Source organism: Streptomyces sp. NPDC001507 (assembly GCF_042894765.1).
In the GTDB taxonomy this organism is placed as follows: domain Bacteria; phylum Actinomycetota; class Actinomycetes; order Streptomycetales; family Streptomycetaceae; genus Streptomyces.
In genome coordinates this window covers 1353321-1377945 of the sequence record NZ_JBIAVV010000001.1, presented here as the reverse complement: position 1 = coordinate 1377945, position 24625 = coordinate 1353321, and the positions used below count along the sequence as shown (strand labels likewise).

The following is a 24625-nucleotide window of genomic DNA, read 5'->3' as shown; positions in this document are numbered from 1 at the left end:
CTACGGCGACCGCGTCACCGACAACCAGTAGCACCGCCACACCACACAGAAGAAGCGTCAGCACCAGGGCTTACACAAAGAAAAAGACACTCCCCACCGACCAGAAAGCAGAGCAGAACTAACCCTCAGGATTTCTGGCGCAGCACACTAGGTGTAGGAGGCCAGGACGTTGGTGACGCCGCCTGGTAGGCGTGCTGCCGGTGGTTGGCTTCCGATCGCGGTGTGGGGTCGGTGGTAGTTGTAGTGGACATTCCAGCGTTTCAGCAGATGGGAGCGTTGGGCTTCCGATGTCCACGTCCGGGCGTAGAGGAACTCCTCGGCCAGGATGCGGTTGTATCGCTCGACCTTGCCGTTGTGCCGTGGAGTGTAGGGGGCGATGCGCTGGTGTCTGGCGCCGAGAAGAGCTCGGGAGAAGCTCTCGGCTCGGTAGCAGGCGCCGTTGTCTGTCACGATCCGCTCGGTGCGCGTGATCCCATGTGCTGCGAGCCAAGCCCGCGCACGATGGAGGAAGGCAATCGCCGTAGCGGCCTTCTCATCGGGCAGTGCTTCGCTGTAGGCGAGCCGGCTGTACCCGTCGACAGCCGAGTGCAGATAGACGTAACCACCGCGCTCGGTTTTCTTCTTCCGCCGGTCCACGGCTTTCGCCTGGTCGCTGCCGCGTCCGTGCGCGCGCCAGTCTCCGCCGTCGGGGATACGTCCTACCTTCTTCACGTCGACGTGAATCATGTGGCCCGGTCGTCGGGCGTGAATTCTCCTCGGCTGTCGGTTGGCCTCACCGTCGGGGTCGATGAATCGGCGTCGGTTGAGGCCGATCTCGACCAGGTGCCTGCTCACGGTCCTTCGGCCGATCGGCGTTCCGGCCTGGGACAGCTCGAAGGCAATCCTGGCCGCGGACCACTTGTGGGTGCGGCGCAGTTCTTCTATGAGGTCAAGGACCTCGGACGGTGTCGCGGTGGGCTGGTGCTGCGGTGTGGAAGATCGGAACTCAAGCCCGAGTTCACCGTGGCGCCGGTATCGGTTGACCCACTTCGATGCACACGCACGGGAGATCCCCATCTCGGCTGCGACGTGGGCGATGGGCCTCGTGCGACACCGCTCGACGAGACGACGCCGTCCCTCCACAGTGAGGGGTGCATTCTTGTGCGTCACGTAGCGGAACCAGGCGCAGAGGCTCGCCGCGACCGGTCCCGCCCTGCGATGGCCTCGGCGACCTCTTGGATGGCGCCACGAAGAAGGTCACCGTAGGGATCCTGAGGAAGGCTGGGGGCGTGCGCTTTGGCCGCGTTGATGTGCTCGGTGGCGGCTTCGAAGGAGCCGAGTCGGCGGTAGTTGTCGGCGAGGTTGAGGTGCAGGGAGGGGTAGAAGCCGGCGATGTGGAGGCCGGCGTGGTGCTCCTGGACACGCTGCTCGGTCACGGCGTCGGCAGCGTCCAGGGCCCGGATGTCCCAGGCGAGGGCCTGGGCGGGATCTTGGTAGAGATCTGCCAGGTAGTGAGCGAGGGAGCAGCGGTGCAGCGGGTCGCCGGTGACACCGATCGCGGACCACAGGCCCAGCAGTTTCTGGCGGGCGGAGGCGCTGTCACCGGCTCGGCCCTCGGCGACGGCGTGGCCGATGGCTTCCATGGTCAGGTCGGGGTTGGCGGGTGTGGTGGTCATGGACTGTTCCTCGTCGTCCGGAGCCTCCCCCTGAGTGGTGGACACGCTGATACTGGATCTCCTTGATCCGGAGAAAGCGAGACCACCGCCGATGGCGATGAAGGACTACTCGGACGAGTTCAAGGCCGATGCTGTGGCCCTGTACGAGTCCACGCCCGAGGCGACGTACAAGAGCATCGCCGCCGACCTGGGCATCAACCGGGCCACCTTGCGCGAGTGGGTACTGCGAGACCGCGAACGCCGCGGCGTCGCCGCTGCGCCTACGACGGCCGGTAAGGCGTTGGTCCGGGCCGGGGCGGCACCATCGTCGGCCGATCCGGACGAGCGGATCCGGCAGCTCGAGGCCCGGGTAGCCGAGCTCGAGGCGAGTGAGCGCAAGCTGGCGACCGAGCGGGACATACTCCGCAAGGCGGCCAAGTATTTCGCCGGAGAGAGGAACTGGTGATCAGCCGCTTCCAGTTCGTCGACGACCACCGGGCCACCTACGAGGTGAAGCGGCTCTGCGAGGTCCTGGAACTCAACAGGTCCAGCTACTACAAGTGGCTCTCCGGCCGGCGGGCCAGGGCGGCCCGGCAGCACAGGGACCGGGCCCTGGCCGAGAAGATCCGCGAGGTCCACGGCGAGTCGGGCGGCGCCTACGGCTCACCCAGGGTGACCGCCGAGCTGAGGGAGAAGGGCCTGCCGGTCAACGAGAAACGCGTCGCCCGGGTGATGCGGGCGTTCTCCATCACAGGCATCCGTCTGCGCAGACGCGCCCGCACCACCGTCCCCGACCCGGCAGTCACGCTGGTTCCGGACCTGTTCCAGCGGGCCTTCACCGCTCCGGAACCGGGCTGGAAATACATGGGGGACATCACTTACCTCCCCCTGGGAAACGGGGAGTTCCTCTATCTCGCGACCGTCCTGGACTGCTTCAGCCGCAGGGTCGTCGGTTGGTCCATCGCCGAACACATGCGCACCGATCTGGTCGCCGACGCCCTCCGCATGGCCGCTCGCACCCGCGGTGGTCTGGACGGCTCGCTCTTCCACTCCGATCACGGAGCGCAATACGGATCCCGGGCCTTCGCCGACCTCTGCACCCAGCTGGGGGTCACCCGGTCAATGGGCGCGGTCGGCACGAGCGCGGACAACGCCGCCTGCGAGAGCTTCCACGCGTCCCTGAAACGCGAGACCCTCCAGGGCGCCCACGACTACGGCGATGCCACCACCTGCAGAAAGACGGTCTTCGCCTGGCTATCCCGCTTCAACACCCGCCGCCGACACTCCGCCAACGGCCACCTCAGCCCCAACGAATACGAACACCGACACCACGCCGCTAAGCTCACGCTCACCGCCTGATCAACGAACGCGTGTCCACCATCACGGGGGAAGGCCCTCCTTCTCAGGCGGAGTGGTCGGGCTTGATGGGCATGGCCAGGGTGGTGAGATCGCCGCGGTCGGCGGAGCGGATCGTGACGGGCTGGTCGTGTCCCCGCAGGTCGAGCATTACGTCGGGGCCGATCGCGGTGCTCACTGCGGGATAGAGCGTGGTCAGCTCAAACCAAATCTGGAGGGCCTGGCCCGTCGCAGTGGCCGAGACTGGGATGTTGGGGTGTTCGTCATCCGCGGACACGACGTTCACTCCGTGGTCGGCAACGTGCAGCGCGATGCGCTCGCCGGGGTGTTCTTCCAGGGCTCGCTAGGAGCAGATCCTTCGAGACTGTCGCGCGGGTGGTGACCTCCCCCAGCGACGCGAGCATCAGCCGATAGTCGGGGAACTCCTCGGGCAGCAACCGACAGTGCCGGTCCTCCCGGTCTGCCACGCGGAACCAGACCCCGTTTGAGACCGCTTCCAGCCGCACCAGCGGACTGCGGCGGCTCTCGGCGACCGCGGCCCGCAACTCGTCGCCGTTGACCGTGCCGGCCCACGTCTGCCTCGGTGGTTCAGTTGGCACCAGGGTTCGAGTGGAGAGCCGGTATCGGTCCGTTGCGGTCAGGGTGACCGCGTCATGACGTGCCTCGATGCGTAGGCCGGCGAGTGCTGGCATCCCGGGCGCGGTCGCGGTCAGGACCTGCTCGACCGCATCCGCCAGCACGGGGTCCTTCACCACCCCAATGGGGAGACCTGGCACGTTGCCGAGCGCAGACTTGATGACAGCAGCCTTCTGCTGCACGACTGCCGCATTCCCAACGACCTTTGCGACATGCTCATCGAGGAGCCGGGATGCCTCGTCAGCCCCGGTACCGAGTACCGCCTCGACAGCGGCGAGGGGCATAGCGAGCTCGCGGAGCCGACGCAGCGCGGTCGCCCGCGCCACCTGGTCGGCGCTGTAGTAGCGGTAGCCCGAGACCGGGTCGACTTCGGCAGGGGACAGCAGCCCGGAGTCGGCGTAGAACCGCAACGCGCTGGAGGTCAGACCACTGCGTTGGGCGAAGGCCCCGATCGGCATCAGCTCATCATTTGGCACCGCGCCATCATCGAGCTTCAACCAACTCGAAGGTCAACACCGACGAGCGGCGACACCAACCTCATGGCCAGCAACATCTAGGCGTCCGGCTGGAGTCCGATGGCGGATGGCGCGTCTACGCACCTCACGGGCTCTCCGACGTGTTCAACCTAGTCGTTCGACCCAATCCGGTCCTTGCCCCGCGGGAGGGCTATGAGACCAAAGCGGCGCGTTGGAAGAACGAGTGGCCGGAGCTCACGGTCCTGCCATGGCCAAACTGATGACCTTCACGGAACTGCGGACAGAGCCAGATTCAAAGAGCGCCATCACTGTTCCGCCTCGCCCTGACGTACCCCGAGATCGCCATCGTCTGGGCCGACTCCGCCTACGCCGGGAAACTGGTGACCTGGGCCAAAACCTACCTCGACATCACCATCAAGACCGTCCGCCGGCCACCGGAGGCAACGGGCTTCGTCGTCCTTCCCCGCCGATGGGTCGTGGAACGCTCCTGGTCGTGGATCATGCGCGCCCGCCGACACTGCCGCGACCACGAACGCCTCCGCGAGGTGAGCGAGTCAATGATCACCTGGGCGGCCATCACACTCATGACCAGGCGACTCACCCGCCGCAACCCCCGTCCTGCCGAACGGCAAAATGTCACTCCGTACTACCCTGCGCAGGCTGCCTGAAGAGCCCGAGGCCCGATGTCACCGACATGCAGCCTGCCTGAGCAGCCAGTTCTTCGCCGCCTCCAGGACTTGGTCCGCGGCTCCCATCCTGAGCCCCATGGTGGGGATTTCGTAGTCGGGGGGGATCGGCCCGTCGTAGCTACGGCCGGTGCGGTCGGCGTCCTTGTCCTCGGTGAGATGGAGCACGGCACCATCGGGCAGGCGGTGGTCGTTGTTCCCCGTGGGGACGCCGAAGGTGCTCTCCCCGAAGGACCGCGTCCGCGGCCGTCCGCGGAAGGCGACCGCCACCGCCTCACCCGCGCTGGCCGTTCCGCCGTCGGTCAGGACCGCGACCGGGGCGTGGGAGTTGGTCACGGGAGTGCTGTCGCCCCAGTTGTAGGGTTTGCCGTTCTCGCGCGGGCTGCCGTTGTGAATTGTCCATGGGTAGGTCCTGCCGTCAGCATCCACGAACATGCCGACCTCGCCGTCGCCCAGGATCGGGCCCGCGACGGCGAGCATGGGCCACGAGTTCCCGCCGTGGTTGTGACGGAGGTCCACGACCCAGCCGCAGGCCCCCGGTCGGCGGTGGGCCTTCGCCACGGCCTCGCGGCCTTCCCGCACATACCGCACGTACGTCGCGTCAGATCCCTGCACGGCAGGAAGCGACACGTAGCCGACGTGATCTCCCAAAAAACGGCCCTCGGGGCCCTGGAAGGAAGAGAAGGGCGGAGCCTCTTTGATGTTCTGAACCTGCTTGGGGTCGTAAAAGGCACTGTGCCCGTGGCCGACTGTCCGCAGGGCGAAACGGATCGCGTCGTAGGTGTCTGACGGCTTCTGTGCGGCCTCGGCTTGCGAGAATGCCTGGCGACGTACCTCTGCCCAATCCACCTGATGACGGAGAAGCGCATTTTTCTCCATGATGTCCAGCACTTTCGACAGGTAGGACCGGGCGCCATCCGACATGGCTGCCCCCTCCGAGCGTGCTGTACATCCTGTCCCGGCAACAAGAACACTCGCCAGCCCAACACAGGTAGCCAAACGCAGCGACCGTCCCATCCCATCCCCCACTCTGCGACCACGAACAACCTTAACGCCGCCCCGTCACCTCCCCTGGAATGCGGGCCAGTTCAGACACAGGCACTCAGCAGCCGCCTGCCACCACGCCAGCAACAGCTCCGTCTCGAAACCGGCCTGCACATCCTGCGACGTGTACGGTGGTTCACCCACCGCCAGATACTCGCCGTCCGGACGAAACACATCCCCGTAGAACGCCATCGCCACATCCGCGTCCGCCAGCCGCTCCGGCGCCTGGGCACGCTTCAGACCGTCGTTCAACGCCGGCAACCACTGCCGGAGCAACGTCTCCTCACCCAGCCGCTGCTTGCCGATCCCGTGCACCGCCACCACACGCGCCACGCCCCGCGCCCCCGAACTCGCCCCAACGCTGTGGTCAGCACTGTAGAGCGCGCCGGATCCCGCAACACCGCCTTCCGCGAAGTACCGTCCATCACTCGGCGAGAGCGCCGCCCCCGTCTCGGTCGATGGCTGACGATCACTCCGGGTGCGCCACGGCTTCCTTCTGCAGTTGCACCGCCGCCAGCAGGCTCAGACCCGGCTCCGCCTGCCGCAGTGCCTTCACTGCTGCGACGGAGGCGACATCCCCGGTGAAGCCGACGGCGGCCAGCTGGGACCGGACCCAGCGCGCGCGTACCTCGGCCCCGGTGGCCGCGGCGATGGACTCGGCGATCGCAACGGCGCGTTCCAAACCCCCGCGTTCCTCGGGCGAGGCATCGGCCAGCGCCTGGCGCAGGACGGCCGTGATCACATCCGCATCGCGCAGTAGGAGGGTGGCTTCTTTTGACGGTCCCAGGATTCCCATGCACATTAAATTGGTGGCCAGACGCCCTGGCTGCCAAGCAACTTGAGCGTTTCCAGAGGCACGGGCAGGGCACGCCAACCGGAAACGGAATGACCTTACCCCCGCGCTCCAGCGGCGCTGGTGGCCGAGCTGGCCGGGCACCCTGTCGCGGGGCTGCCGTTCTTCGCTCCCGAGACGGTGACCGGCCCCATAGACCTGAAAGGGCGTTTTGCCCTGGTGAGTGCGTTTGGTCAGAGGTTCAGGTGTCGCGCCAGTTGAGGGTGGATTCGCGGGTGAGGCGGCGGCTTAGACCGTGTCCTACGTGGTGAGGCGGACGAGCCGCTTGTAGCAACAAAGCGCCGCGGCAAGTCCGAGAAACGCGAGGTAGTTGCGGGAATGGCGCTCGTAACGCGGGCTGAGTCTGCGATAGCCGGACAGCCAGGAGATAGTCCGCTCGATCACCCACCTCCGACGCCCTAATCGCTGACTGGACTCGATGCCCTTGCGGGCGATGCGCACGCCAATCCGCTTGCCGCGCAGCCATTTGCGCAGATCAGGACGGTCGTACGCCTTGTCCGCATGCAGGCGCTGAGGCTTGAAGTACCGGCCGCGGTGAGGGTCGTGTTTCGTTTGGTGACCCGCCACCATGGGCTTCAGCCCTTCGCTGTCGTGGACGTTGGCGGCCGAGACGCCGACGACCAGGGGCAGTCCGTTCGCGTCCGACAGGATGTGCATCTTGGAACCAGGCTTGCCTCGGTCCACGGGGCTCGGACCTGTGTGTTCGCCCCCTTTTTAGCCCTCACGTGGGCCGAGTCTAGGACTACGCGAGAGACATCGATGAGGTCGGCGTCGTCGAGCCGGTGCAGGATCGCCTCATGCAGTCGGCCCCATACGCCGGCTCTGGACCAGATCAGGAACCGGCGGTGAGCGGTCGACTTCGAGACGCCGAAGCACGGCGGCAGTGCCCGCCAGGCACAGCCACTCACCAGCACGTAGATGATCGCCGCGAACAGCGTCTCATCAGGTGCGTTCGCTGTTCCGCCGCCCTGTGGTCGTGTTCGTTGCTCCGGGATCAGCGGCCTGGCGATCTCCCACAAGCCGTCCGGCACGATCCAGCTCCACGTTCCCCGCCCGGGTGTGTCAATTTAACGGCTGATCTTGTTTGTTGATGGTCAGTTGTTGCTCGGGCTCAGGCGGCCTTCGAAGGCGATCTGGAACGCGTTCAGGGGTGCTTTCCAGCGCATGGTCCACCGCTTGCGGCCCTTCCCGGTCGGGTCCAGGCTCATCAGCGCCATGTAGATGCACTTGAGGGCGGCGGCCTCGTTGGGGAAGTGCCCGCGGGCACGGACAGCCCTGCGGATACGGGCGTTGACGCTCTCGATCGCGTTCGTGCTGCAGATGACCTTGCGGATCTCAACGTCGAAGGAGAGGAACGGCACGAACTCGGCCCAGGCGTCCGACCACAGCCTCACGATCGCCGGATACCTCTTCCCCCACGCCTCCTGGAACTCCAGGAACCGCTCCGTGGCGCCGTCCTCGCTGGGTGCGGCGTAGACGGGCTTGAGAGCCTTGGCGACCTTGTCCCAGTCCTGACGAGCGGCGTAACGGAACGAATTCCGCAGCAGGTGGACCACACACGTCTGGACAATCGTGCGAGGCCAGACGGTCTCCACGGCCTCGGGCAGACCCTTGAGCCCGTCGCAGACCAGCATCAGCACGTCGTCCAGGCCGCGATTCTTCAGCTCGGTAAACACGTGCAGCCAGTACTTCGCGCCCTCGCCGCCGTCGCCGGCCCAGATGCCGAGGATGTCGCGGGTGCCGTCCACGGTCACCGCCATCACCACGTAGACCGGACGGTTCGCGACCTGCCCGTCCCTGATCTTGACGTTGATGGCATCAACGAACAAAACGGGGTAAACACGGCGGTTTCCACTGATCGTTGCGAATTAGCGGTAGGCCAGGTCTCTCGACCAGCGTCTCATGGCCTCGACCGGGGTGCGGTCTCCGAGGACGTGGCGGGGACGTTCGTTGAGCTGTTGTTCGACTTGCGTGAGGTCGCGGAGGGTGTAGTGGGCGAGGCTGGTGCCTTTGGGGAAGTACTCCCGCAGCAGTCCGTTCGTGTTCTCGTTGGTGCCGCGTTGCCAGGGTGAGTGCGGATCGCAGAAGTAGATCCGGAAGCCGGTCAAGTCCTCTATTTCCTCGTGGTAGTAGAGCTCTCGGCCTTGGTCCCAGGTGAGGGTGCGCCGCAGGGAAGCGGGCCAGGTGCCGGTCTGCTCCACTAGCGCGTCGCGGACCTGTGGAGCCTTCCAGCCGCCAGGCAGATGGATGAGTCGCACGTAGCGGGTGGCGCGGTCGACCAGTGTCCCGATTGCGGACGCCTGGCCTTTGCCGACGATCAGGTCGCCCTCCCAGTGCCCTGCCCGATGGCGGCCCTCAGCCTCTTGAGGCCGGGTGTGGACCGGCCTCATGTTCGGGATGGCGTTCTTGGAGGGTATGCCCCGGCGCTGCTTCTTTCGGCGTGTCCTGCGGGTACGCAGTCGGGCGGTGCGCTTGTCCAGTAGTCCGCTGTAAAGCGCGCGATAGATCGTCTCCGGGCAGGCATTCATCGTCGGCTTGCCGGGGCGATTCCGGGCGGCGAGGTGGCGGGTGATCTGCTGCGGTGACCACCGCTGCCCGAGTTTGTCGTTGATGAAGGCACGCAGCTCGGCGTTGGCACGGAGCTTCTCCGGTTTGGGGCGACGGCGCCGCAGGATGGCCTGGTTGTGGGACCACCACGGGTTGTAGGTGCCCTCGGGCCCGCCTCGGCCGCGGGAGATCTCGCGGTAGACGGTGGAGCGGTGCTTGCCGATTTCCTCGGCGATCACCGCAGCCGTACGGCCGGCACGCAGGCCCTCGGCGATCGCGATGCGGTCGTCCTGGGTGAGGTATCGGTCGTCGATGGGCCTGTCGGGCAAGAGCATGCGTCCAGCCTTGATGAACCAAAGCGAGCCCGCACTGGTGGATACGCCCACTCGGCGGGCAGCAGCTGCCCCTTTCAGGCCACCTCTACGCAGCTCGAAGTACTCCTTCGGCACCGTCGGCGGCAGTCTGTTGGCTCCACCTCGAGGCATAGGGCCGACTCCTCTCGGGTGTCGCAACCACCGATGGAAACCACCCACGGTCGAGAGGACGACTCTGCCATTCGGCCATGCCGTCCATGACCTTGTCGGTGATGGTGGAGATGGTCTGCTTGGACACCTCCGCCCCGTAGACCTCGGCCAGGTGAGCCGCGATCTCCCCATGGGTGAGGCCCTTCGCCGAGAGCGACAGCACCATCTCGTCGACTCCGGTCAGCCTCCGCTGCCGCTTCCTGACGATCTGCGGCTCGAACGTACCCGAGGTGTCCCGCGGGACCTTGACCTCGACCGGCCCGACGTCGGTCAGCACGGTCTTGGCCCGGCTCCCGTTGCGGGAGTTGCCGCTGCCCCGGCCGCCGGCATCGTGCTTCTCATAGCCGAGGTGTTCAGTGATCTCACCTTCCAGGGCAGATTCCAAGACCCGCTTGGCCAGCTGCTGCAGCAACCCACCCTGCCCGGTCAGCTGCAGTCCCTCCGACCGGGCCCGCTCCACCAGCATCGCGACCAGCTGCTCATCGGACACGGGCGCAGGCTGCCCAGGCTGGGCACTCTCGACAGGCTCCACGGTCTCCAACTCCACCGCGGTGTCAGTCACTTGACGTCTCTCCCATGATCGTCGGATCCGCCGTTAGATTTACACTCCCGCAGAAGGACGACCTGCTGATCTTTCGAAAATGCAGGTGGTCAAGGGGCTGCCCCACTCCCCTGGGGGTCGCTCTGCCGTACCCCATGACCCTGCTGAGAGCATCGCGTCTTCCCCACTATGTGGGGCTCTGTCCACAATGACTCAGGCCAGTAGCACGCCCTTCAGGTGCTCGCCGCGCATCGCGCAGGAATCTCTGGCCGTCGGCTCGACGTGACACACTGGCGGCTCAGGCAGCGGTGAACGGGGGCGATCCGATTGAGTCTGGAGACCGAGAGCCGGCCGTCGGAGTCGCCGTACATCGAGAGGGTATGGCGAAGCCGCAGTGCCGAGGTTGGCCGGATGACGTCGATCGCGACGTCGCACTGGGAGCTTGTCTTCTGGGAGCACGACGGCCAGGTGCAGGCGGCCGTGCTGGGCCCGGAGCCCAAGGCCTGTCCGGCTCCCGTTCCCCAGGACGCCACGTTCTTCGGTATCAGCTTCGCTCTCGGCACCTCGATGCCTCACGTGCCGATCAGCCGGCTTGTGGCTGGTAGCGCGGAGATACCCGACGTGACTCGGCACTCCGTGTGGCTGAAGGGTTCCGCCTGGCACGTGCCCGATTACGACAATGCGGAGTCGTTTGTCCGGCGCCTGGTGCGTGAGCGCATTGTGGACTGCGACCCGATCGTGCCCGCGGTGCTTGGCGGCGCGGCCCCCGATGTGTCCGAGCGGACCCTCCAGCGGCGTTTCGTTGCGGCAACGGGCCTCACCCGGGGGGCCATCCGGCAGATTCACCGTGCCCGCGAGGCGGCCGTACTGATCCAGGAGGGGGCGCTGGCGCAGGACGTCGTGCACCGGCTGGGCTATTTCGACCAGCCGCACCTGGCGCGGTCCTTGACCCGGTTCATCGGCCGGACCGCCACTCAGCTGGGCGCTCCGGACAGGGAGGAGCCGCTGTCGCTTCTATACAAGCCCTCCTCCCACGTGCCCACATAGTGTTCCTGACATGGCCGACGGGGTCGGCCCGCCTGGGCCGGAGCGCTACTCGGCCGGGACCGGGCACACGACCCCGAACTCATCACGGAGGAATCATGCGCAAGGTCGTTTCGGGTCTGTTCGTCTCACTCGACGGTGTCGCCCAGTCGCCGAACGAGTGGCAGTTCGCTTTCGACGAGGAGATGGGCGCGGCGCTGGGAAAGACGCTGGAGACGGCCGACACGATTCTGCTGGGCCGAGGGACCTTCACCGAGTGGGCGGGGTACTGGCCGACGGTGACCGACGGCGAGGACGCCGGCTTCGCCAAGTGGATCAATGACTCGCCCAAGTACGTCGTCTCCTCCACGCTGGAGAGCGTGGACGACTGGGCGAACAGCACGCTCATCAACGGCGATCTGACGGCCGCGATCGAAGAGCTGAAGGCGGTAGAGGGTAAGGACATCACCGTCGCGGGCAGCCCCACACTGGTGCGTTCGCTTCTGGAGCAGGACCTGCTGGACGAACTGGTACTGCTGATCCATCCGGTGGTTGCCGGCGAGGGCCGCAAGAAGCTGTTCGCCGACGACGCCACCCTGAAGAAGCTGGAGTTGGCCAGCGCTCAGCCGACCAGTAGCGGAGTGATCATCGCGACCTACCGTCCGACGCGCTGATCACTGCTCGACGCAGGCCCGGTACGCGGACGGGCAGAAGATCGAGCCGCCTGTCCATGCCGAGGCAGTACGTGCCGTACAGGTGGACGCAGCTGCCCGGTCGCACGCGGTCGACTCCGGCGCGGACTCGCTACGCCTCAAGGTGTTCGCCGACGAGGTTCCCGCCACCACCGTCCTCGACCGCCCTTAGCCACTGCCGAGCGATCTCCATCAACGGCCCCAGCTACCGGCTCAAGAACCGGCTGGCCGCCATCGAGCGAGAGCGGGACGGCGCAGCCTGACAACGTGGTCGACAATGGGCCCTCTTCAACCTCATTGGGGCTGCTGACGCGGCTCGCCCCTGGTTGAGCCGGGCGGAAGCTCTGAAGGCAGGATGTCTTCGTGCCCACCGTGGTTGTTGAGATCCACGTGCCGTTGCTGCCGACGCCCGGCTTGCCAGACGGCTCCTACCCGTTTCCCTGGATCGAGGAGGTCGAGGACTTCCTAGGTGACGTGGAAGTCTTCGACGAGGGAGAGGAGGACGGGGACGTCTACGTTTTCTTCGTCTCCAGAGCCGGTGAGGGGGATCTTCTGGCGGTGGCGTCCCGCGTGGCCACGCTGCCTGGGGTTCCTGCGGGAGCCGTTGCGGTCATCAGCAACGACGAGGCCGAGGAGTTCGGTCTGGGACGACGGGTGGCGCTTCCGCTGCCCGCGCCCTGAACACTGGTGCGGAGCCTTCGCCCCTCTGCCCAGGGCGGTTCACCCGGCAGCGGGGCACCGCGTGCGTGACGAAGTGAAGCTCCTGGTAGACGAGTTGTCGACCAAGATCAACCTGTCCGCCCGGAGCTTCGCATGCTTGTCTACCCATCGGGACTCGATCTGTCCAGTTCAGCCCTGCGGTTCCTGGCCGGGAAGCTGACAGCCCTGCGCCGTGAACGCTGAACACGGTGGCGTCGGCTCGGAAGAGCCCGGCAGGCCCTGCCGGTACTGGTCCACCTGCGATGCTGACACACCTATTCCCAACTGGCCACCGGGTTCGGCATCAGCCTCAGCACCGTCCACCGGTACGTGAGCGAGGCCGTCGAACTGCTGGCCGCCCTCGCTCCCGACCTTGCCTAAGAGGTCGTTTTCTCCCGTTGTTTCATCCCGGGATGTGGACTTGATCCTGTTATACCGGATCGCGCCAGGAGATCGTGGCTTCGCCGGTGAGGCGGCGGGCCATGAGGTCGGTCATGGCGAGGTGGATCATGGCTTCGGAGCGGGCCGGGAGGGTCTCGTAGTCGCGGGCCAGGCGGCGGTGGAGCATCAGCCAGCCGTAGGTGCGCTCAACGGCCCAGCGTTTGGGTATCGGGGTGAATCCCCTGGTCCCGGGGGTGCGGGCGCTGATCTCCATGTCGATGCCGAGGGTGGCGGCGTGCTCGACGAGGTGCTTGCGGTAGCCGCCGTCCACCCAGGTCTTGCGGATGGTGGGGTGGTCGGGGGCGACCTGGTTGAGCAGGCGGGTGCCGACGGTGGAGTCCTGGACGCTGGCCGCGGTGACCAGGACCGCGAGGAGGAGGCCGAGTGTGTCGGTCACGATGCTCCGTTTGCGGCCCACGATCTTCTTGGCGTTGTCCGTGCCCTGGCTCGCGGCGGGGACGCTGGTGGAGGTCTTCACGCTCTGTGCGTCGATCACGCAGGCCGAGGGCTCGGCGCCTCGGCCCTCCTGCTCGCGGACCAACTCCCCTAACAGGCCGTTGAGCTGGGCGAAGATGCCGTCCTTCTGCCATTTGGCGAAATAGCTGTAGACGGAGTTCCAGTGGGGGAAGTCGTGCGGCAGGTAGCGCCACTGCACCCCGGTGCGGTCCACGTACAAGATCGCGTTCATGATCTCGCGCAGGTCGAGCTCGGCGGGCCGGCCGAAGCCCAGCGCCCGGCCGTGGCGCTCGTAGCGCCAGGCGGCCAGGATCGGCTCGATCAACTCCCAGCGTGCATCGGACAGATCACTCGGATACGGGCGACGGTCAGCCATGACCTGGAGATACCGCCGCTTGGGGGCGTGCGCCCAGGCGTGCGTGCGGCCGTGTCGACGCACGGGACGAACCCGGGCGTCCTGGAATGAGACAGGCTCAAGCCGTCCTCCGCCCCAGCTCTCACACCATTCGTCTCGGCATGCACCACCATCCCCGCGGCCCCACCAGCACCAGACTGCCGGACAGAAGAAACATGGATATACCGTAGTAACTCAGGTGAGAACGACCTCTAAGTGAGTGTTTTTGATCCCCAGTTGGCGGACGGACAGGGCGGCACTGGTTGCCGTGGTGTCCAGTGTCAAGGCGTCCTGTCCGGCTGGGCTTCGCCGTGAGACGGCCCGCGGGGAGTATCCGAACGAAAATTAGCGGTAGCGGGGCGACCTTGATTCCGGTTCGGTGACGTGCCCGTTTCGCCTGGTCAGGGGGCTCTACGGTCCTCGGCATGCCTGTTGAGTACCTGTCCGCTGAGCAAGAGGCCCGTTATGGTCGGTTCGCCACGGAGCCGTCGCCTGGGGAGCTTGGAACAGTTCTTCCGCCTGGACAAGAGAGCCCTGTACCTGGCGCGGGCGAAGCGCCGTCCGGCGACGAGGCTGGGTTGGGCGGTGCAGTGGGGCACGGTGCGGATGCTCGGTACCTTCCTGACCGAGGACCCCACCGTTGCCCCGGCCGCCGTGGTGCGGTTCGTCGCCGAGCAGCTCGGCATCGATGACGAGCACTTCGCCGAGTACGGGACGCGGTCGCAGACGGCGTACGAGCACGCGTGGGAGATCCGCGACGAGTACGGCTACCGGGACTTCGCCGCAGGCGAGGCGGAGCTGCGGGAGTTCTTGGCTGCCCGGGTGTGGTCGTCGCTGGAGGGGCCGCGCGCGTTGTTCGACCGGGCGGTGGTGTGGCTGGTGAACAACAGGGTGCTGCTGCCCGGTGTGACGACGCTGGCACGGATGGTGGCCGCAGTCCGCCAGGAGGAGAACGACCGGCTGCACGCCGCGCTGTACGAGGCGGTGCCGTACGAGCTGCGCACCGAGATGGTCCGGCTGCTGGAGGTGCCGGAGAAGAAGCGGGTGTCGGAGTTGGAGCGGCTGCGGCTGGGCCCGATGCGGGTGTCGGGCAAGGCCATGGAAGTGGCCCTGGACCGCGCCCGCGAGGTGCGGGGCCTGGGTGCTGGCGCGGTCAACGTCGGGCGGGTTCCGGCCGCGCGGATGACCGGGCTGGCCCGGTACGGGCTGACCTCGAAGGCTCCCACGCTGAAGAGACTGGAGGTCACGAGGCAGACCGCCACCCTGCTGGCGGCCGTGCGGCACCTGGAGACCGCGACGGTGGACGATGCGCTCGATCTGCTGCACGCCCTGATGGCCACCAAGCTGCTGGCGAAGGCCGAGCGGATGGGTAACGACGCCAAGCTCAAGGCCCTGCCACAGTTGAGGAAGGCGGCGAAGAGGGTCGCCGCGGCGGTCGACGTGCTGATGACGACGCCTGCGGCGACCGAATCCGGCGAGATGGTCTCCGTTGTGGAGGCCTGGTCGGCGATCGAGCAGGTCGTCCCGCGCGAGCAGTTGGCCGAGGCGCTCGCCACGATCGCCGCGGTGGTCCCGGACACAGAGGGGGACGACGACGCGGAGTGGCGGGCCGAACTGGTCGCCCGCTACGGCACCGTGCGCGGCTTCATCCGCCTGCTGGTCGAGGTCATCGACTTCGGCTCCGTCGAGGCCGGCGCCCCGGTCGTGAAAGCGCTCAAGCAGTTGCCGGACCTGATCGGCCGCAAGAAGGTCAGCGCCGAGGAGGGCTCCACGGGGCTGGTGACGGGATCGTGGCGGCGGTTGGTGTTCGCCAACCCCAACGTGCCGCACGGCCTGGTCGACAAGGCGGCGTACTCGTTGTGCGTTCTGGAGCACCTGCACCGCTCGCTGCGCCGACGGGACGTGTTTGCCAAGGACGGCGACCGCCGGGGTGAGCCCCGCGCGAAGCTGCTTGCCGGAGACAAGTGGACGGCCGCTGAGCCGAAGGTCCTCACCGCGCTCGGCCTGGAGAGCGAGCCGGCCGGACACCTTGCCGAACTCGCCTCCGCCCTGCACGCCGCGTATGTCCAGGTCGCCGCCGGGCTGCCGGGGAACGCGGCACTGAAGGTGGTGGGCGGGAAGCTTAAGCTGGCCAAGCTCGGCAAGGCAGAGGAACCCAAACTCATGCCGCCCTTTAGGCAGCTGGTCAACGGCATGCTGCCGAAGGTTGACTTCCCAGAGCTGCTGCTGGAGGTCGCCGAGTTGACGGGCATGCCGGAGGCGTTCACGCACATCTCCGGCGCCGACTCCGGCATGGAGGGCTTCACCACCAGCCTGTGCGCCGTGCTGCTGAGCGAGGCGTGCAACGTCGGGATGACCCCGGTCATCAAGCCGGACGTTCCGGCGCTCACCCGGGGGCGTCTGGTCCAGGTCGACCAGGGCTATTTCCGGGCCGAGAACATCTCGGCGGCGAACGGCCTGTTCATCGAGGCGCAAGCGAAGATCGACGTCGTACGGGCGTGGGGCGGTGGGCTGGTTGCCTCCGCTGACGGCGTGCGCTTCACCGTCCCCGTGCAGACTCTCTACGCGGGCTCGAACCCCCGGTACTTCGGCCTGCGGTACAAGGGCGCCACCTGGCTGAACGTGGTCAATGACCAGGTGATGGGGCTGGGCGGGGTGGTCGTGCCGGGCACGCTGCGCGACTCGCTGTTCATCCTGGACGCCATCCATGCCCGCGACGGCGGCCCGAGGCCGGAGACCGTCATCACGGACACCGCGTCGTACTCCGACATCGTCTTCGGCCTGTTCGCGATCTGCGGCTACCAGTTCTCACCTCGGATCGCCGACATCTCCGACGCCCGGCTGTGGCGGACGAACACCGCTGCCGACTACGGTCCGCTCCAGCCGGTCTCGAACCACGCCATCCGTCTGGACCGGATACGCGCGCACTGGGGGGACATGCTCCGCGTGGCCGGGTCGCTCACCCTGGGGGAAGTCCGCGGCCACGACCTGATCCGCATGCTCTCCCGGGACGGCAAGCCCACCGGGCTGGGCGACGCGTTCGCCCACTACGGGCGGATCTTCAAGACCCTGCACCTGCTCCAGTTCGTCTCCGACGAGGGATACCGGCGCATGATCGGCGCCCAGCTCAACGTCACCGAGGCCCGCCACCGCCTCGCCCGGAAGATCTTCTTCGGGCAACGCGGCGAACTGCGCCAGCACTACCGCGAAGGCATGGAGGACCAGCTCGGCGCGCTCGGCCTGGCCCTGAACGCCGTGGTGCTGTTCAACAGCCTCTACATCGACGCCGCGGTCAAGCAATTGGCCGCCGACGGCTTCCCCGTCACCGACGAACTACTCGCCCGCCTTTCCCCGCTCCAGTACGACCACATCAACTTCCTCGGCCGCTACGCCTTCACCCCGCCGCCGGCGCCGGGCCTGCGGCAGCTGCGCGACCCGCACGGCGACGACGACGGTGAGGACGAGTAGCCGCAGCCCGTACAAACGAACGGGGTTCGGTGATGTGCGACCCAGATACGTTTCAACGGGGCGATGAGTTGATCCCTAAGCCCTCATGGGGTGACGGCGCTCCGCTCCAAAGGTTTCACCTGGCCGTGGCATCGGGAACGAAGGGCTGATCCGGGCTCGTGGGCGATGAGCGCCGCCGCGGGAGCATCATGGCCGTGGTCACTGCGGTGGCGAGGATGAGCGCGGCGGCGAGGCAGAAGGCGTTGCGGGCGCCGGTGAGCGCGGCGGCGGCCGGGGTGGGGTCGCCGGTCGCGGCGGCATGGAAGAAGAGGCTGCCGAGCAGGGCGACGCCGAGAGTGCCGCCGAGTTGCTGTACCGCGTTTAGCAGGCCGGCGGCGGAGCCCGTCTCGTGTGGGCGGACTCGGTGCAGGGCGGTGGTGAAGAACGGTACGGCGTACAGGCCCTGACCGATCCCGGCCACGGCCAGTGCGGGCAGCAGCAGCCGGGGGTAGGAAGCGGGCGGGCTGGTGGCGTACACAGCGGCGGCCGATACGACTCCGGCGAGCAGGGCCAGCAGGCCGACGCTCATGACCCGGGCCCCGTAACGGGGTACGAGCCAGGCGCCGGCGACCCAGGACGACAGCGCCATCATCGCCGACCACGGCAGCAGTGTGAAGCCGGCCGAGAGGACGTCGCGGTGCAAACCCAGCTGCATCTGCAGCACGGCCACCAGCATCAGACCGCCCACCACCGCGAAGAACAGCACGCTGGACACCAGCGCGGCGGTGAAGCCGCGGTCGACGAACAGGCCCGGCTCGATGAGCGGACTTCGGCCGCCGCGGGCCCGCCGCCGTTGATGTGCGGCGAAGCCCGCCAGCACCGCGCCGCCAGCGGCGAGCATGGCCCAGCACCAGCCTGGCCAGCCATACGCGCCGCCCTCGATGAGCGGATAGATCAGCAGGCTGCTGCCCAGGACCGCCAGCGCCGTGCCGGCGTGGTCCAGCCGCGGCTGGAGCGCGGCACGGTCCTCGCGCAGCAGCGGCGTGGCCGCCAGCACGGCGGCGCCGAGGGGGACGTTGACGAGGAAGACCGCCCGCCAGGAGGAACCCAGCACATCCGCTTGGGTCAGCGCGCCACCGACCATCGGGCCGGTCACCGCGGCGAGCCCCATGACCGGCCCGATGGTGCCCATGGCTCGGGCCAGTGCTGAGCCGGTGAACATGGCGCGGATCATGCCGATGGTCTGCGGGATGATCAGTGCGGCCGCGGCGCCCTGCACCGCCCGCAGGGCGATCAGCGCCGCCGTGGACGGCGCGAGCGCGCACCCCAGCGAGGCCAGGACGAAGCCGCCCATGCCGAGGCGGAATACCCGCCGCCGACCGACGATGTCACCCAGCCGCCCACCGGTGATCAGGAAGACGGCGAACGGCAAGGTGTACGCGGCACTGAACCACTGGATGCTGGTAGCCGGACCGCCCAAACCGGCTCGGATCACGGGGGCGGCGACGGTCATGATGGTGGCGTCGAGGAGGTTCATGGCCTCGGCGATCAGCAACACGCCGAGTGCGGCCCAGCGCCGCTGCAGCGGCGGGGTGATGGTGGAGTACGACATGCGCTCGACAGTGCGCGCCGCTGCCGGGACACCTCCACTTTGAGTGGCTAAATTGGTGAATCATTCCATCTGAATGTCTGTGGTGCATGATTTTCACATGCTGGACGACATCGACCGTGGTCTCATCCACGCCCTGCGCATCGACGGGCGGGCGCCGTTCAGCGCGATCGCCGACGTCCTCGACGTCTCGGCGCAGACGATCTCCCGCCGCTACCGGCGGCTGTGCGCAGACGCCGGGCTGCGGGTGGTCGGCCTGGCCGAGCCGCAGCGCAGCGACCGCACCCAATGGCTGCTGCGACTGACCACGGGCCCTCGCGCCGCTCAGGACCTTGCCGACGCGCTGGCCCGCCGCGCCGACACATCCTGGGTCAAGCTCGCCTCGGGCGGCACCGAGATCGTCGCGATCGTGCACACCTCCACCGCCGCCGGGGCCGACGGGCACGCGCTGCTGTTGCACGACATCCCGCGCACCGCCGGTATCACCGCGGTCTCCGCGCATTGCGTGCTACACACCTACCTCGGTGGGCCCACCGCATGGTCCGGCCATCAACAGGCCCTCGACGCCACGCAGCAGCGCCGCCTACGCACCGCCGTAGCCGAGGCGGCGCCTGTCACTGCCGCCTCTGGAGTGCGGGCGGACCTCAGCGTTGCCGACTCCGACCTGCTCGCTGCCCTCCAGCGCGACGGTCGGGCGAGCCTGAGCAGCCTTGCTGCGGCCACCGGCTGGTCGCCCGCCACCGTCGCGCGCCGGCTAGAGCAATTGCGGGCCGACGGACAGCTCTTCTTCGACGTCGAACTCGACTCCACCCTGCTGGGCGTCACCACGCAGGCGCTCCTGTGGATGGCCGTCGCCCCCGCCCACCTCGATCATGTCGCCCGTACCCTGGCCCGACACCCCGAGCTGGCCTACGTGGCCGCCGTCACCGGCCCTCACAATCTCACTGCCCATGCCCTATGCCCCGACCCGGCGGCGCTGCACCGCTACCTCACCGAACGCCTGGGCACCCTGAAGGCGATCACCACCCTGGAGACCGCGCCCGTCCTGCGCACGATCAAGATGGCCGGACCGCTCCCGACCACCGGCAAGCCGCCCGTGCGACGCCGCTAATAACTCGGGCCAGGCGGCGCTCAGCACGTGGCCTCGACCGCCCCTCGGTTCTCATAAACGGTCCTTTGTCCGAGGAAGATCAAGTACCGGCCGCAGAATCCCCGTCGATCTTGAATGGGTTCTCAGAACCTGTTCTCACTCAAAAGGTGGACGAACCTCCTTCTGAGAGTTGCATTGTGCGAAAATGCCGACGCATGACGGGCCCTCAGCAGCCCTCCGCGCGGTCGGACGCGGACGACATCGAGCAGCACGCCTGTCCGAAGTGTGACGCACAGCCGGGCTCGCCGTGCCGTTCGCGAGGCGGCGCGGTCGCCTCCGCCTACCACACCCGCCGCTTCACCCAGGTACCCCGCCTGAAGAAGGCACTGCGGGTGCCGACCCCCGCGGACCGCAACCCCGGCAAGCCTTGGCGGCCCGGCACCCCGCCGCCCGCCCCGGCCGCCGCGGACATCCCGGGGGCGGACATCCGCATCGGCTACGCCCGCTGTTCGACCCTCGGCCAGGAACTCGGCTCCCAGCTCGACGCGCTCACCGCGCACGGCATCCCCCGCGACAGGATCTTCAGCGGGAAGATCAGCACCCGGGTGCGGGTCCGCCCCCAGTTCGAGGCGGCACTCCGTACGGCGCGGGAGATCAAGGCGCACGCCCCGCACTGCCGGGTCATCTTCACCGTGTACGAGATGAAGCGCCTCGGCCGCGACGCCGCCGAACTCACCGCGCTCGCCGACCACCTCACCGCCCACGGCCTGGTCCTGGAAATGCTCGCCGGGCCCCTGCCCGGCATCTACGACCCCACCGGCGCGGCGCCGCTGCTGTTCGCGTTCTTCGCGGCGATGGCGGAGACCGAACGGGAGAACATCCGCGAGTCGACGCTGGAGGGGCTCGACACCGCGGCCCGCAAGGGCAAGCACGGCGGCCGGCCGCCGGTCATCACCGACGACATGCTCCACACCGTGCTCCGGCGGAGAGCGAACGGCGAGTCCGTCGAGCAGATCCAGCCCGACCTGCTCATCCCCACCGGAAAGCGCAAGGGACAGAACCCCTCCGTGGCGAGCATCTACCGGGCGCTCGCCGAGCACGCCAAGCGCGAGGCGTACCCCGAAGCCGTCGAGCAGGCGCACGCCGACTTCGCCGCCCTCCAGGCCGGCGAACTCCCAGCGCCTCGTACGGCGACGACGGAGCCCGCTCGATGACGTCGTACCACGTTAGCGGCTACCGCTAATTTCCGTTCCGATACTCCCCGAGGGCCGAGACGGCACGGACGTGATGGTGCGCAGGAGTATCCGGGAGGGCAGTACCCACGCCAGGCCGAGCAGCGCGCCCAGGGTCGCGATCCAGAGGGTGGGGCGCAGGCCGATCGTTGTACCGAGCCAGCCGCCTGCCAGTGCGCCGATGGGGCGGATGCCGTAGTTGCACAGGCGGCTGGCTCCTGCGACACGAGATCGCAGCGTGTCGGGTATCAGTGACGTTGTAAGTGATCCACCTGCGATGTCCAGGAGCATCACGCCGAACCCGGAGCCGAACTCCGCCAGGAACAGGCACGTTGCCGCAAGAAGGGCGGAGCCCTGCGCCAGCGGGACCAGCACCAGCGGTGCGGGGAAGGCGAAGAGGCCGAGGAGTGTGGCCCGTCCGATTCCGATGCGGCGCACGATCCGGCCGGTCAGCAGGGATCCGATCACTGAGCCGGCGGCGCCGCTGCCGAGCACGGCACCCAGGAGGCCAGGGCTGAGCCCGAGGCCGGTGGTGGCGTAGAGGACGAAGACGGCCTGGAAGGCGAAGTTGAACAGGTTGAGGGTGGTCACCGCGCCGTAGAAGCTGCGCAGGATCCGGGAACGGATGAGGTAGCGGAAGCCGGCCATCAGATCACCCTTGGCGCGAGCGGCGGCCGGTGGTTCGGTGGGACGGATCCGGGACAGTTGCCAGGCCGATGCCAGGTAGGAGGCGGTGTCGGCGAGCAGTGCCACCGGGGCCGACAGAAGCTGCACGAGCGCTCCTCCGGCGCTGGTGCCGACCATGAAGGACATGGCCCTGCTGCCGTTGAGCAGCGAGTTGCCCTCCACGTAGCGCTCGGCGGGGACCAGGGAGATGAACAGCGCGGCGTTGCACACGTCGAACAGCACGCTCAGCGTGCCGACCATGAACGCGACCGCGTAGAGCTGGCCGAGGCCGAGCCAGCCGAGGGCCCAGGCGGCCGGGAGCGAGACAAGGGCCACGGCGCGCCCGAGGTCGGTGGTGATCATCATGTGGCGCCGTCGGCCGCGGCGGTCGGCCCAGACGCCGGCGTGCACCGAGAACAGCAGGCTCGGCAGGAGTCCGGCGGCCGTGAGCCACCCCATCTGCGCGGCACCCGCGTCCAGAGCCAGGACGGCGAGCAGCGGCAGGGCGATCTGTGTGATCTGGTCTCCGAAGAGCGAGACGGTATGTCCGGTCCAGTACCGGCGAAAGGACGGCTCGCGCAGCAGGGCGGGTAACCGCCCGGCCGGACTCACGAGCGCGGCTCTTCTGCCTCGTCCTGCGTCTTCCCGTCGAACTCCCGCGCCGGGTGCCCGAAGTGCACGTACGACACCCGGCGGGCGGTGGCTGGACGCTGTTCTGGATCGTCAGCGCGGCGGATGTACGGCTGGAGCAGCTCCCATACCTTCTCGTCGAGTTCCTTGAGCTCAGCGGCGGTCACGAAGATGGTCGCGTCTCCCAGGGGCGCCGCTTCCTGCCAGTCCGCTGGTTCGGTGTGCCGGTTCTCCAGCCAGCGGGTGGCCTCGGTGAAGTAGCGCTCGACGACCGCGAGGCTGAGCGCGGTCGCGGCCTCCTGCACCTCGGGGTCTGCGGCATAGCCGGGCCAGGAGGTGAACGCCGACGTCGCCCGCCAGGGCTTCTCCCGTCCGTGGCCTTCCCCCGTCTGCTCTGCGAGCCCGTACTTGGCCAGCATGCGCAGGTGATATGAGCAGCTGGCCACCGATTCCCCGGTCAGCTCAGCAGCCCTGGTGGCCGTCATCGCGCCTTCCCTGCGCAGCAGCCCGATAAGTGTCAGGCGGAACGGATGGGCGTAGGCCCGCAGCGCGCGCGGGTCGGTGAGCTGTCGCCGGTTCATGATGTAAAGGTATCTTTCTAAAGATACCTTTACAAGACTCCGTTCCTCCCTAAGGCAGGCTCAGGCCGACAGTTCGACTTCTTCGCCCAGCTGGAGGCAGGCTTCTTCCGGGTCAGACGCCTGCTCATGAGGGTGATGAGCGACCAGTTCAGGTGCGCCTCGGAATGCTGCGGAAGGCGTTCGTAATCACATGCGTTGCGGTGGGCGTTTATGATCCATCCCAGCGTCCGTTCGACACGCCAGCGGCGCGGGAGGACGACGAACCCTTTCGCTCCCTTTGGCCGGGAGACGGTCTTGAGGGTGATGTGGAGGAAGTCCTCGGCCCATGTGACGAGCTGGCCGGCGTAGGCGGAGTCGGCCCAGACCTGAGTGATCTGCGGATGCGTGAGGCGAAGCCTCCAGAGGAGTTCGCGTGCGGCATCCCGGTCCTGCATGTCTGCGGGCGTCACCATGATCATCACGGGAAAGCCCTTCGTGTCCACCGCGAGGTGTCTCTTGCGTCCGTTGATCAGTTTCGCGGGATCGAACCCGCGAGTCGCCCGGCTCACCGTGAACGCTCCCTTGACCGACTGCGCGTCGACGATCAGCGTGACCGGATAGGCGCACCGCCCCAGGCCGGTGCGCAGACGGCGGCGGAGCTGGTCGCGGATGTAGGTGACGACGCCCCGGCGGTTCCAGCGGGCGAAAAACCCGTAAACCGTCTCCCACGGAGGGTAGTCGGCGGGCAGCGCGCGCCACTTCGCGCCGTTGTCGACGATGTAGCGGATGGCATCGACGATCTGCCGGCGGGGCCACTTCTCGGGGTGCCCGCCGGTCTTGGTCTGGCAGGCCGGGACGGGCAGGAGCGGTTCAAGAAGGGCCCGCTCGGCGATCGTGGTGTCGGAGGGGTAGCGCCGTTGGCGGGCAGGACAGGGCATGGCGGACTCGGCGATGACGCGGAAGGAGTGGACGGGGGCTACTTCGAGAGCTGGGCGAGGGTCACGGACACCCCGGTGAGCTGGGCGGCCACCAGCTGGGCCCATTCGTCGTCGGGGCAGCGGGCCAGGTGCGGGGCGAGCGTGCCCGTGATCATCCGGGTGAGGCGGCCGAGGACCTGGGCGAGCTGCTTCTTCTCGTACTCGATCCAGTCCGCGGGGTCGTCGGAGAACATGTAGCCGTCCTTGCGCCGCCAGATGATGGGGGTGAGGTTTTCCGCGGCGCCGACGTCGCGAAGGTGCCGGATACCACGCTGGACCTGGGACTTCTTCAATCGGGTGGCGGCAACGAGCTGGACGGTGTGCAGGCCAGCTGGCCTGGCTTCCATCAGCGCGACGCGGGCCAGGTCGCCGTAGTGCTCATCCAGCGGCCGGCCGGTGCGACGGGCCATCG

22 protein-coding genes and 5 pseudogenes are annotated in these 24625 nt (G+C 67.7%); 11 read left to right on the top strand and 16 right to left on the bottom strand.

The genetic code is table 11. The features are described 5' to 3' along the window. Window positions 1-147: 147 nt before the first annotated feature. A complete protein-coding gene (locus tag ACFY0K_RS06265; protein ID WP_390638818.1) occupies window positions 148-1149 on the bottom strand; it encodes an IS481 family transposase in 1002 nt (333 codons plus the stop codon). Beyond that, entirely contained in the window at window positions 1146-1655 is a 510-nt protein-coding gene (locus tag ACFY0K_RS06260; protein WP_390638817.1) for a hypothetical protein, read from the bottom strand. Before ACFY0K_RS06260 ends, ACFY0K_RS06265 begins: the two co-directional genes overlap by 4 nt. A 91-nt stretch (window positions 1656-1746) precedes the next feature. Between ACFY0K_RS06260 and ACFY0K_RS06255 the strand changes: the two genes are divergently transcribed. Then, window positions 1747-2993 (top strand): IS3 family transposase gene (locus ACFY0K_RS06255; protein ID WP_390638816.1). Its coding sequence is split into 2 segments (ribosomal slippage): window positions 1747-2085 and window positions 2088-2993, totalling 1245 coding nucleotides; the frame shifts between segments, so codons are not numbered across the junction. 43 nt (window positions 2994-3036) lie between these two features. Here ACFY0K_RS06255 and ACFY0K_RS06250 read toward each other — a convergent pair. Continuing rightward, window positions 3037-4102: pseudogene (locus ACFY0K_RS06250) on the bottom strand (MerR family transcriptional regulator). On the opposite strand from ACFY0K_RS06250, the gene ACFY0K_RS06245 reads away from it, so the two are divergent. After that, entirely contained in the window at window positions 4096-4362 is a 267-nt protein-coding gene (locus tag ACFY0K_RS06245; RefSeq protein WP_390638815.1) for a nucleotidyltransferase family protein, read from the top strand. The pseudogene ACFY0K_RS06250 and the gene ACFY0K_RS06245 overlap by 7 nt on opposite strands. Before the next feature lie 48 nt (window positions 4363-4410). Then, a pseudogene (locus ACFY0K_RS06240) lies at window positions 4411-4716 on the top strand (transposase); the annotation flags it as partial. A 72-nt stretch (window positions 4717-4788) separates the two neighbouring features. On the opposite strand, the gene ACFY0K_RS06235 reads toward ACFY0K_RS06240, so the two are convergent. From ACFY0K_RS06235 to ACFY0K_RS06205, 7 genes and pseudogenes are all read right to left on the bottom strand, one after another. Continuing rightward, window positions 4789-5712 (bottom strand): S41 family peptidase, encoded by a 924-nt coding sequence (locus ACFY0K_RS06235; RefSeq protein WP_390638814.1) that lies wholly within the window; start codon window positions 5710-5712, stop codon window positions 4789-4791. 138 nt (window positions 5713-5850) lie between these two features. Continuing rightward, window positions 5851-6165, bottom strand: a complete 315-nt coding sequence (locus ACFY0K_RS06230; protein ID WP_390638813.1) for a hypothetical protein — start codon at window positions 6163-6165, stop codon at window positions 5851-5853. Between the two features lie 136 nt (window positions 6166-6301). Further along, on the bottom strand, window positions 6302-6628 hold the full coding sequence (locus tag ACFY0K_RS06225; RefSeq protein ID WP_390638812.1) for a hypothetical protein: 327 nt from the start codon (window positions 6626-6628) through the stop codon (window positions 6302-6304). A 297-nt stretch (window positions 6629-6925) separates the two neighbouring features. After that, window positions 6926-7752 (bottom strand): IS5 family transposase gene (locus ACFY0K_RS06220; RefSeq protein WP_390638861.1). Its coding sequence is split into 2 segments (ribosomal slippage): window positions 6926-7401 and window positions 7401-7752, totalling 828 coding nucleotides; the frame shifts between segments, so codons are not numbered across the junction. 27 nt (window positions 7753-7779) lie between these two features. Further along, a pseudogene (locus ACFY0K_RS06215) lies at window positions 7780-8529 on the bottom strand (IS256 family transposase); the annotation flags it as partial. A 24-nt stretch (window positions 8530-8553) separates the two neighbouring features. Further along, on the bottom strand, window positions 8554-9567 hold the full coding sequence (locus ACFY0K_RS06210) for an IS30 family transposase (protein ID WP_390638811.1): 1014 nt from the start codon (window positions 9565-9567) through the stop codon (window positions 8554-8556). Window positions 9568-9652: 85 nt separating this feature from the next. Beyond that, the gene (locus tag ACFY0K_RS06205) at window positions 9653-10222 is read right to left on the bottom strand and encodes a transposase (RefSeq protein ID WP_390638860.1); all 570 of its coding nucleotides are present in this window, start codon (window positions 10220-10222) and stop codon (window positions 9653-9655) included. Between the two features lie 486 nt (window positions 10223-10708). On the opposite strand from ACFY0K_RS06205, the gene ACFY0K_RS06200 reads away from it, so the two are divergent. The 5 genes and pseudogenes from ACFY0K_RS06200 to ACFY0K_RS06180 all read left to right on the top strand — a co-directional run. Next, a complete protein-coding gene (locus ACFY0K_RS06200; protein WP_390638810.1) occupies window positions 10709-11344 on the top strand; it encodes a helix-turn-helix domain-containing protein in 636 nt (211 codons plus the stop codon). Window positions 11345-11439: 95 nt separating this feature from the next. Then, window positions 11440-11994, top strand: coding sequence for a dihydrofolate reductase family protein (locus tag ACFY0K_RS06195; RefSeq protein ID WP_390638809.1), 555 nt, complete (start codon window positions 11440-11442; stop codon window positions 11992-11994). Window positions 11995-12133: 139 nt separating this feature from the next. Continuing rightward, window positions 12134-12275 (top strand): annotated as a pseudogene (locus ACFY0K_RS06190) (ATP-binding protein); the annotation flags it as partial. A gap of 100 nt (window positions 12276-12375) precedes the next feature. After that, complete coding sequence (locus ACFY0K_RS06185; RefSeq protein WP_390638808.1) at window positions 12376-12693, top strand: hypothetical protein; 318 nt, start codon at window positions 12376-12378, stop codon at window positions 12691-12693. 132 nt (window positions 12694-12825) lie between these two features. Continuing rightward, window positions 12826-13086 (top strand): annotated as a pseudogene (locus ACFY0K_RS06180) (transposase family protein); the annotation flags it as partial. 55 nt (window positions 13087-13141) lie between these two features. On the opposite strand, the gene ACFY0K_RS06175 reads toward ACFY0K_RS06180, so the two are convergent. Continuing rightward, window positions 13142-13984, bottom strand: a complete 843-nt coding sequence (locus tag ACFY0K_RS06175; protein ID WP_390638807.1) for an IS5 family transposase — start codon at window positions 13982-13984, stop codon at window positions 13142-13144. Window positions 13985-14503: 519 nt separating this feature from the next. Here ACFY0K_RS06175 and ACFY0K_RS06170 point away from each other — a divergent pair. Beyond that, window positions 14504-17470 (top strand): Tn3 family transposase, encoded by a 2967-nt coding sequence (locus ACFY0K_RS06170; protein ID WP_390638806.1) that lies wholly within the window; start codon window positions 14504-14506, stop codon window positions 17468-17470. Window positions 17471-17585: 115 nt separating this feature from the next. Here the strand turns inward: ACFY0K_RS06170 and ACFY0K_RS06165 are convergent, their stop codons facing one another. Next, window positions 17586-19061: an MFS transporter gene (locus tag ACFY0K_RS06165; RefSeq protein ID WP_390638805.1), complete on the bottom strand. Its 1476-nt coding sequence runs from the start codon at window positions 19059-19061 to the stop codon at window positions 17586-17588. A gap of 97 nt (window positions 19062-19158) precedes the next feature. Here ACFY0K_RS06165 and ACFY0K_RS06160 point away from each other — a divergent pair, with 97 nt between their 5' ends. Further along, window positions 19159-20169: an Lrp/AsnC family transcriptional regulator gene (locus ACFY0K_RS06160; RefSeq protein ID WP_390638804.1), complete on the top strand. Its 1011-nt coding sequence runs from the start codon at window positions 19159-19161 to the stop codon at window positions 20167-20169. A 194-nt stretch (window positions 20170-20363) separates the two neighbouring features. After that, window positions 20364-21362: a recombinase family protein gene (locus ACFY0K_RS06155; protein ID WP_390638803.1), complete on the top strand. Its 999-nt coding sequence runs from the start codon at window positions 20364-20366 to the stop codon at window positions 21360-21362. Between the two features lie 12 nt (window positions 21363-21374). Here the strand turns inward: ACFY0K_RS06155 and ACFY0K_RS06150 are convergent, their stop codons facing one another. The 4 genes from ACFY0K_RS06150 to ACFY0K_RS06135 are packed head-to-tail and all read right to left on the bottom strand — an operon-like array spanning window position 21375 to window position 24623. Next, window positions 21375-22658: an MFS transporter gene (locus ACFY0K_RS06150; protein WP_390638802.1), complete on the bottom strand. Its 1284-nt coding sequence runs from the start codon at window positions 22656-22658 to the stop codon at window positions 21375-21377. After that, the gene (locus ACFY0K_RS06145) at window positions 22655-23257 is read right to left on the bottom strand and encodes a winged helix-turn-helix domain-containing protein (protein ID WP_390638801.1); all 603 of its coding nucleotides are present in this window, start codon (window positions 23255-23257) and stop codon (window positions 22655-22657) included. Before ACFY0K_RS06145 ends, ACFY0K_RS06150 begins: the two co-directional genes overlap by 4 nt. A 29-nt stretch (window positions 23258-23286) precedes the next feature. Continuing rightward, complete coding sequence (locus ACFY0K_RS06140; protein WP_390638800.1) at window positions 23287-24174, bottom strand: IS5 family transposase; 888 nt, start codon at window positions 24172-24174, stop codon at window positions 23287-23289. A 38-nt stretch (window positions 24175-24212) separates the two neighbouring features. Next, entirely contained in the window at window positions 24213-24623 is a 411-nt protein-coding gene (locus ACFY0K_RS06135) for a hypothetical protein (RefSeq protein WP_390638799.1), read from the bottom strand. Window positions 24624-24625: the final 2 nt, after the last annotated feature.

Excerpts from the sequence above, each read along its gene's own strand:
- ACFY0K_RS06145 (WP_390638801.1), bottom strand. The coding sequence starts at position 23,257 with ATGAACCGGCGACAGCTCACCGACCCGCGCGCGCTGCGGGCCTACGCC.
- ACFY0K_RS06140 (WP_390638800.1), bottom strand. The coding sequence starts at position 24,174 with ATGCCCTGTCCTGCCCGCCAACGGCGCTACCCCTCCGACACCACGATC.
- ACFY0K_RS06160 (WP_390638804.1), top strand. The coding sequence starts at position 19,159 with ATGCTGGACGACATCGACCGTGGTCTCATCCACGCCCTGCGCATCGAC.
- ACFY0K_RS06200 (WP_390638810.1), top strand. The coding sequence starts at position 10,709 with ATGACGTCGATCGCGACGTCGCACTGGGAGCTTGTCTTCTGGGAGCAC.
- ACFY0K_RS06195 (WP_390638809.1), top strand. The coding sequence starts at position 11,440 with ATGCGCAAGGTCGTTTCGGGTCTGTTCGTCTCACTCGACGGTGTCGCC.
- ACFY0K_RS06155 (WP_390638803.1), top strand. The coding sequence starts at position 20,364 with ATGACGGGCCCTCAGCAGCCCTCCGCGCGGTCGGACGCGGACGACATC.
- ACFY0K_RS06235 (WP_390638814.1), bottom strand. The coding sequence starts at position 5,712 with ATGTCGGATGGCGCCCGGTCCTACCTGTCGAAAGTGCTGGACATCATG.
- ACFY0K_RS06225 (WP_390638812.1), bottom strand. The coding sequence starts at position 6,628 with ATGGGAATCCTGGGACCGTCAAAAGAAGCCACCCTCCTACTGCGCGAT.
- ACFY0K_RS06210 (WP_390638811.1), bottom strand. The coding sequence starts at position 9,567 with ATGCTCTTGCCCGACAGGCCCATCGACGACCGATACCTCACCCAGGAC.
- ACFY0K_RS06260 (WP_390638817.1), bottom strand. The coding sequence starts at position 1,655 with ATGACCACCACACCCGCCAACCCCGACCTGACCATGGAAGCCATCGGC.
- ACFY0K_RS06165 (WP_390638805.1), bottom strand. The coding sequence starts at position 19,061 with ATGTCGTACTCCACCATCACCCCGCCGCTGCAGCGGCGCTGGGCCGCA.
- ACFY0K_RS06175 (WP_390638807.1), bottom strand. The coding sequence starts at position 13,984 with ATGGCTGACCGTCGCCCGTATCCGAGTGATCTGTCCGATGCACGCTGG.
- ACFY0K_RS06205 (WP_390638860.1), bottom strand. The coding sequence starts at position 10,222 with ATGCTGGTGGAGCGGGCCCGGTCGGAGGGACTGCAGCTGACCGGGCAG.
- ACFY0K_RS06135 (WP_390638799.1), bottom strand. The coding sequence starts at position 24,623 with ATGGCCCGTCGCACCGGCCGGCCGCTGGATGAGCACTACGGCGACCTG.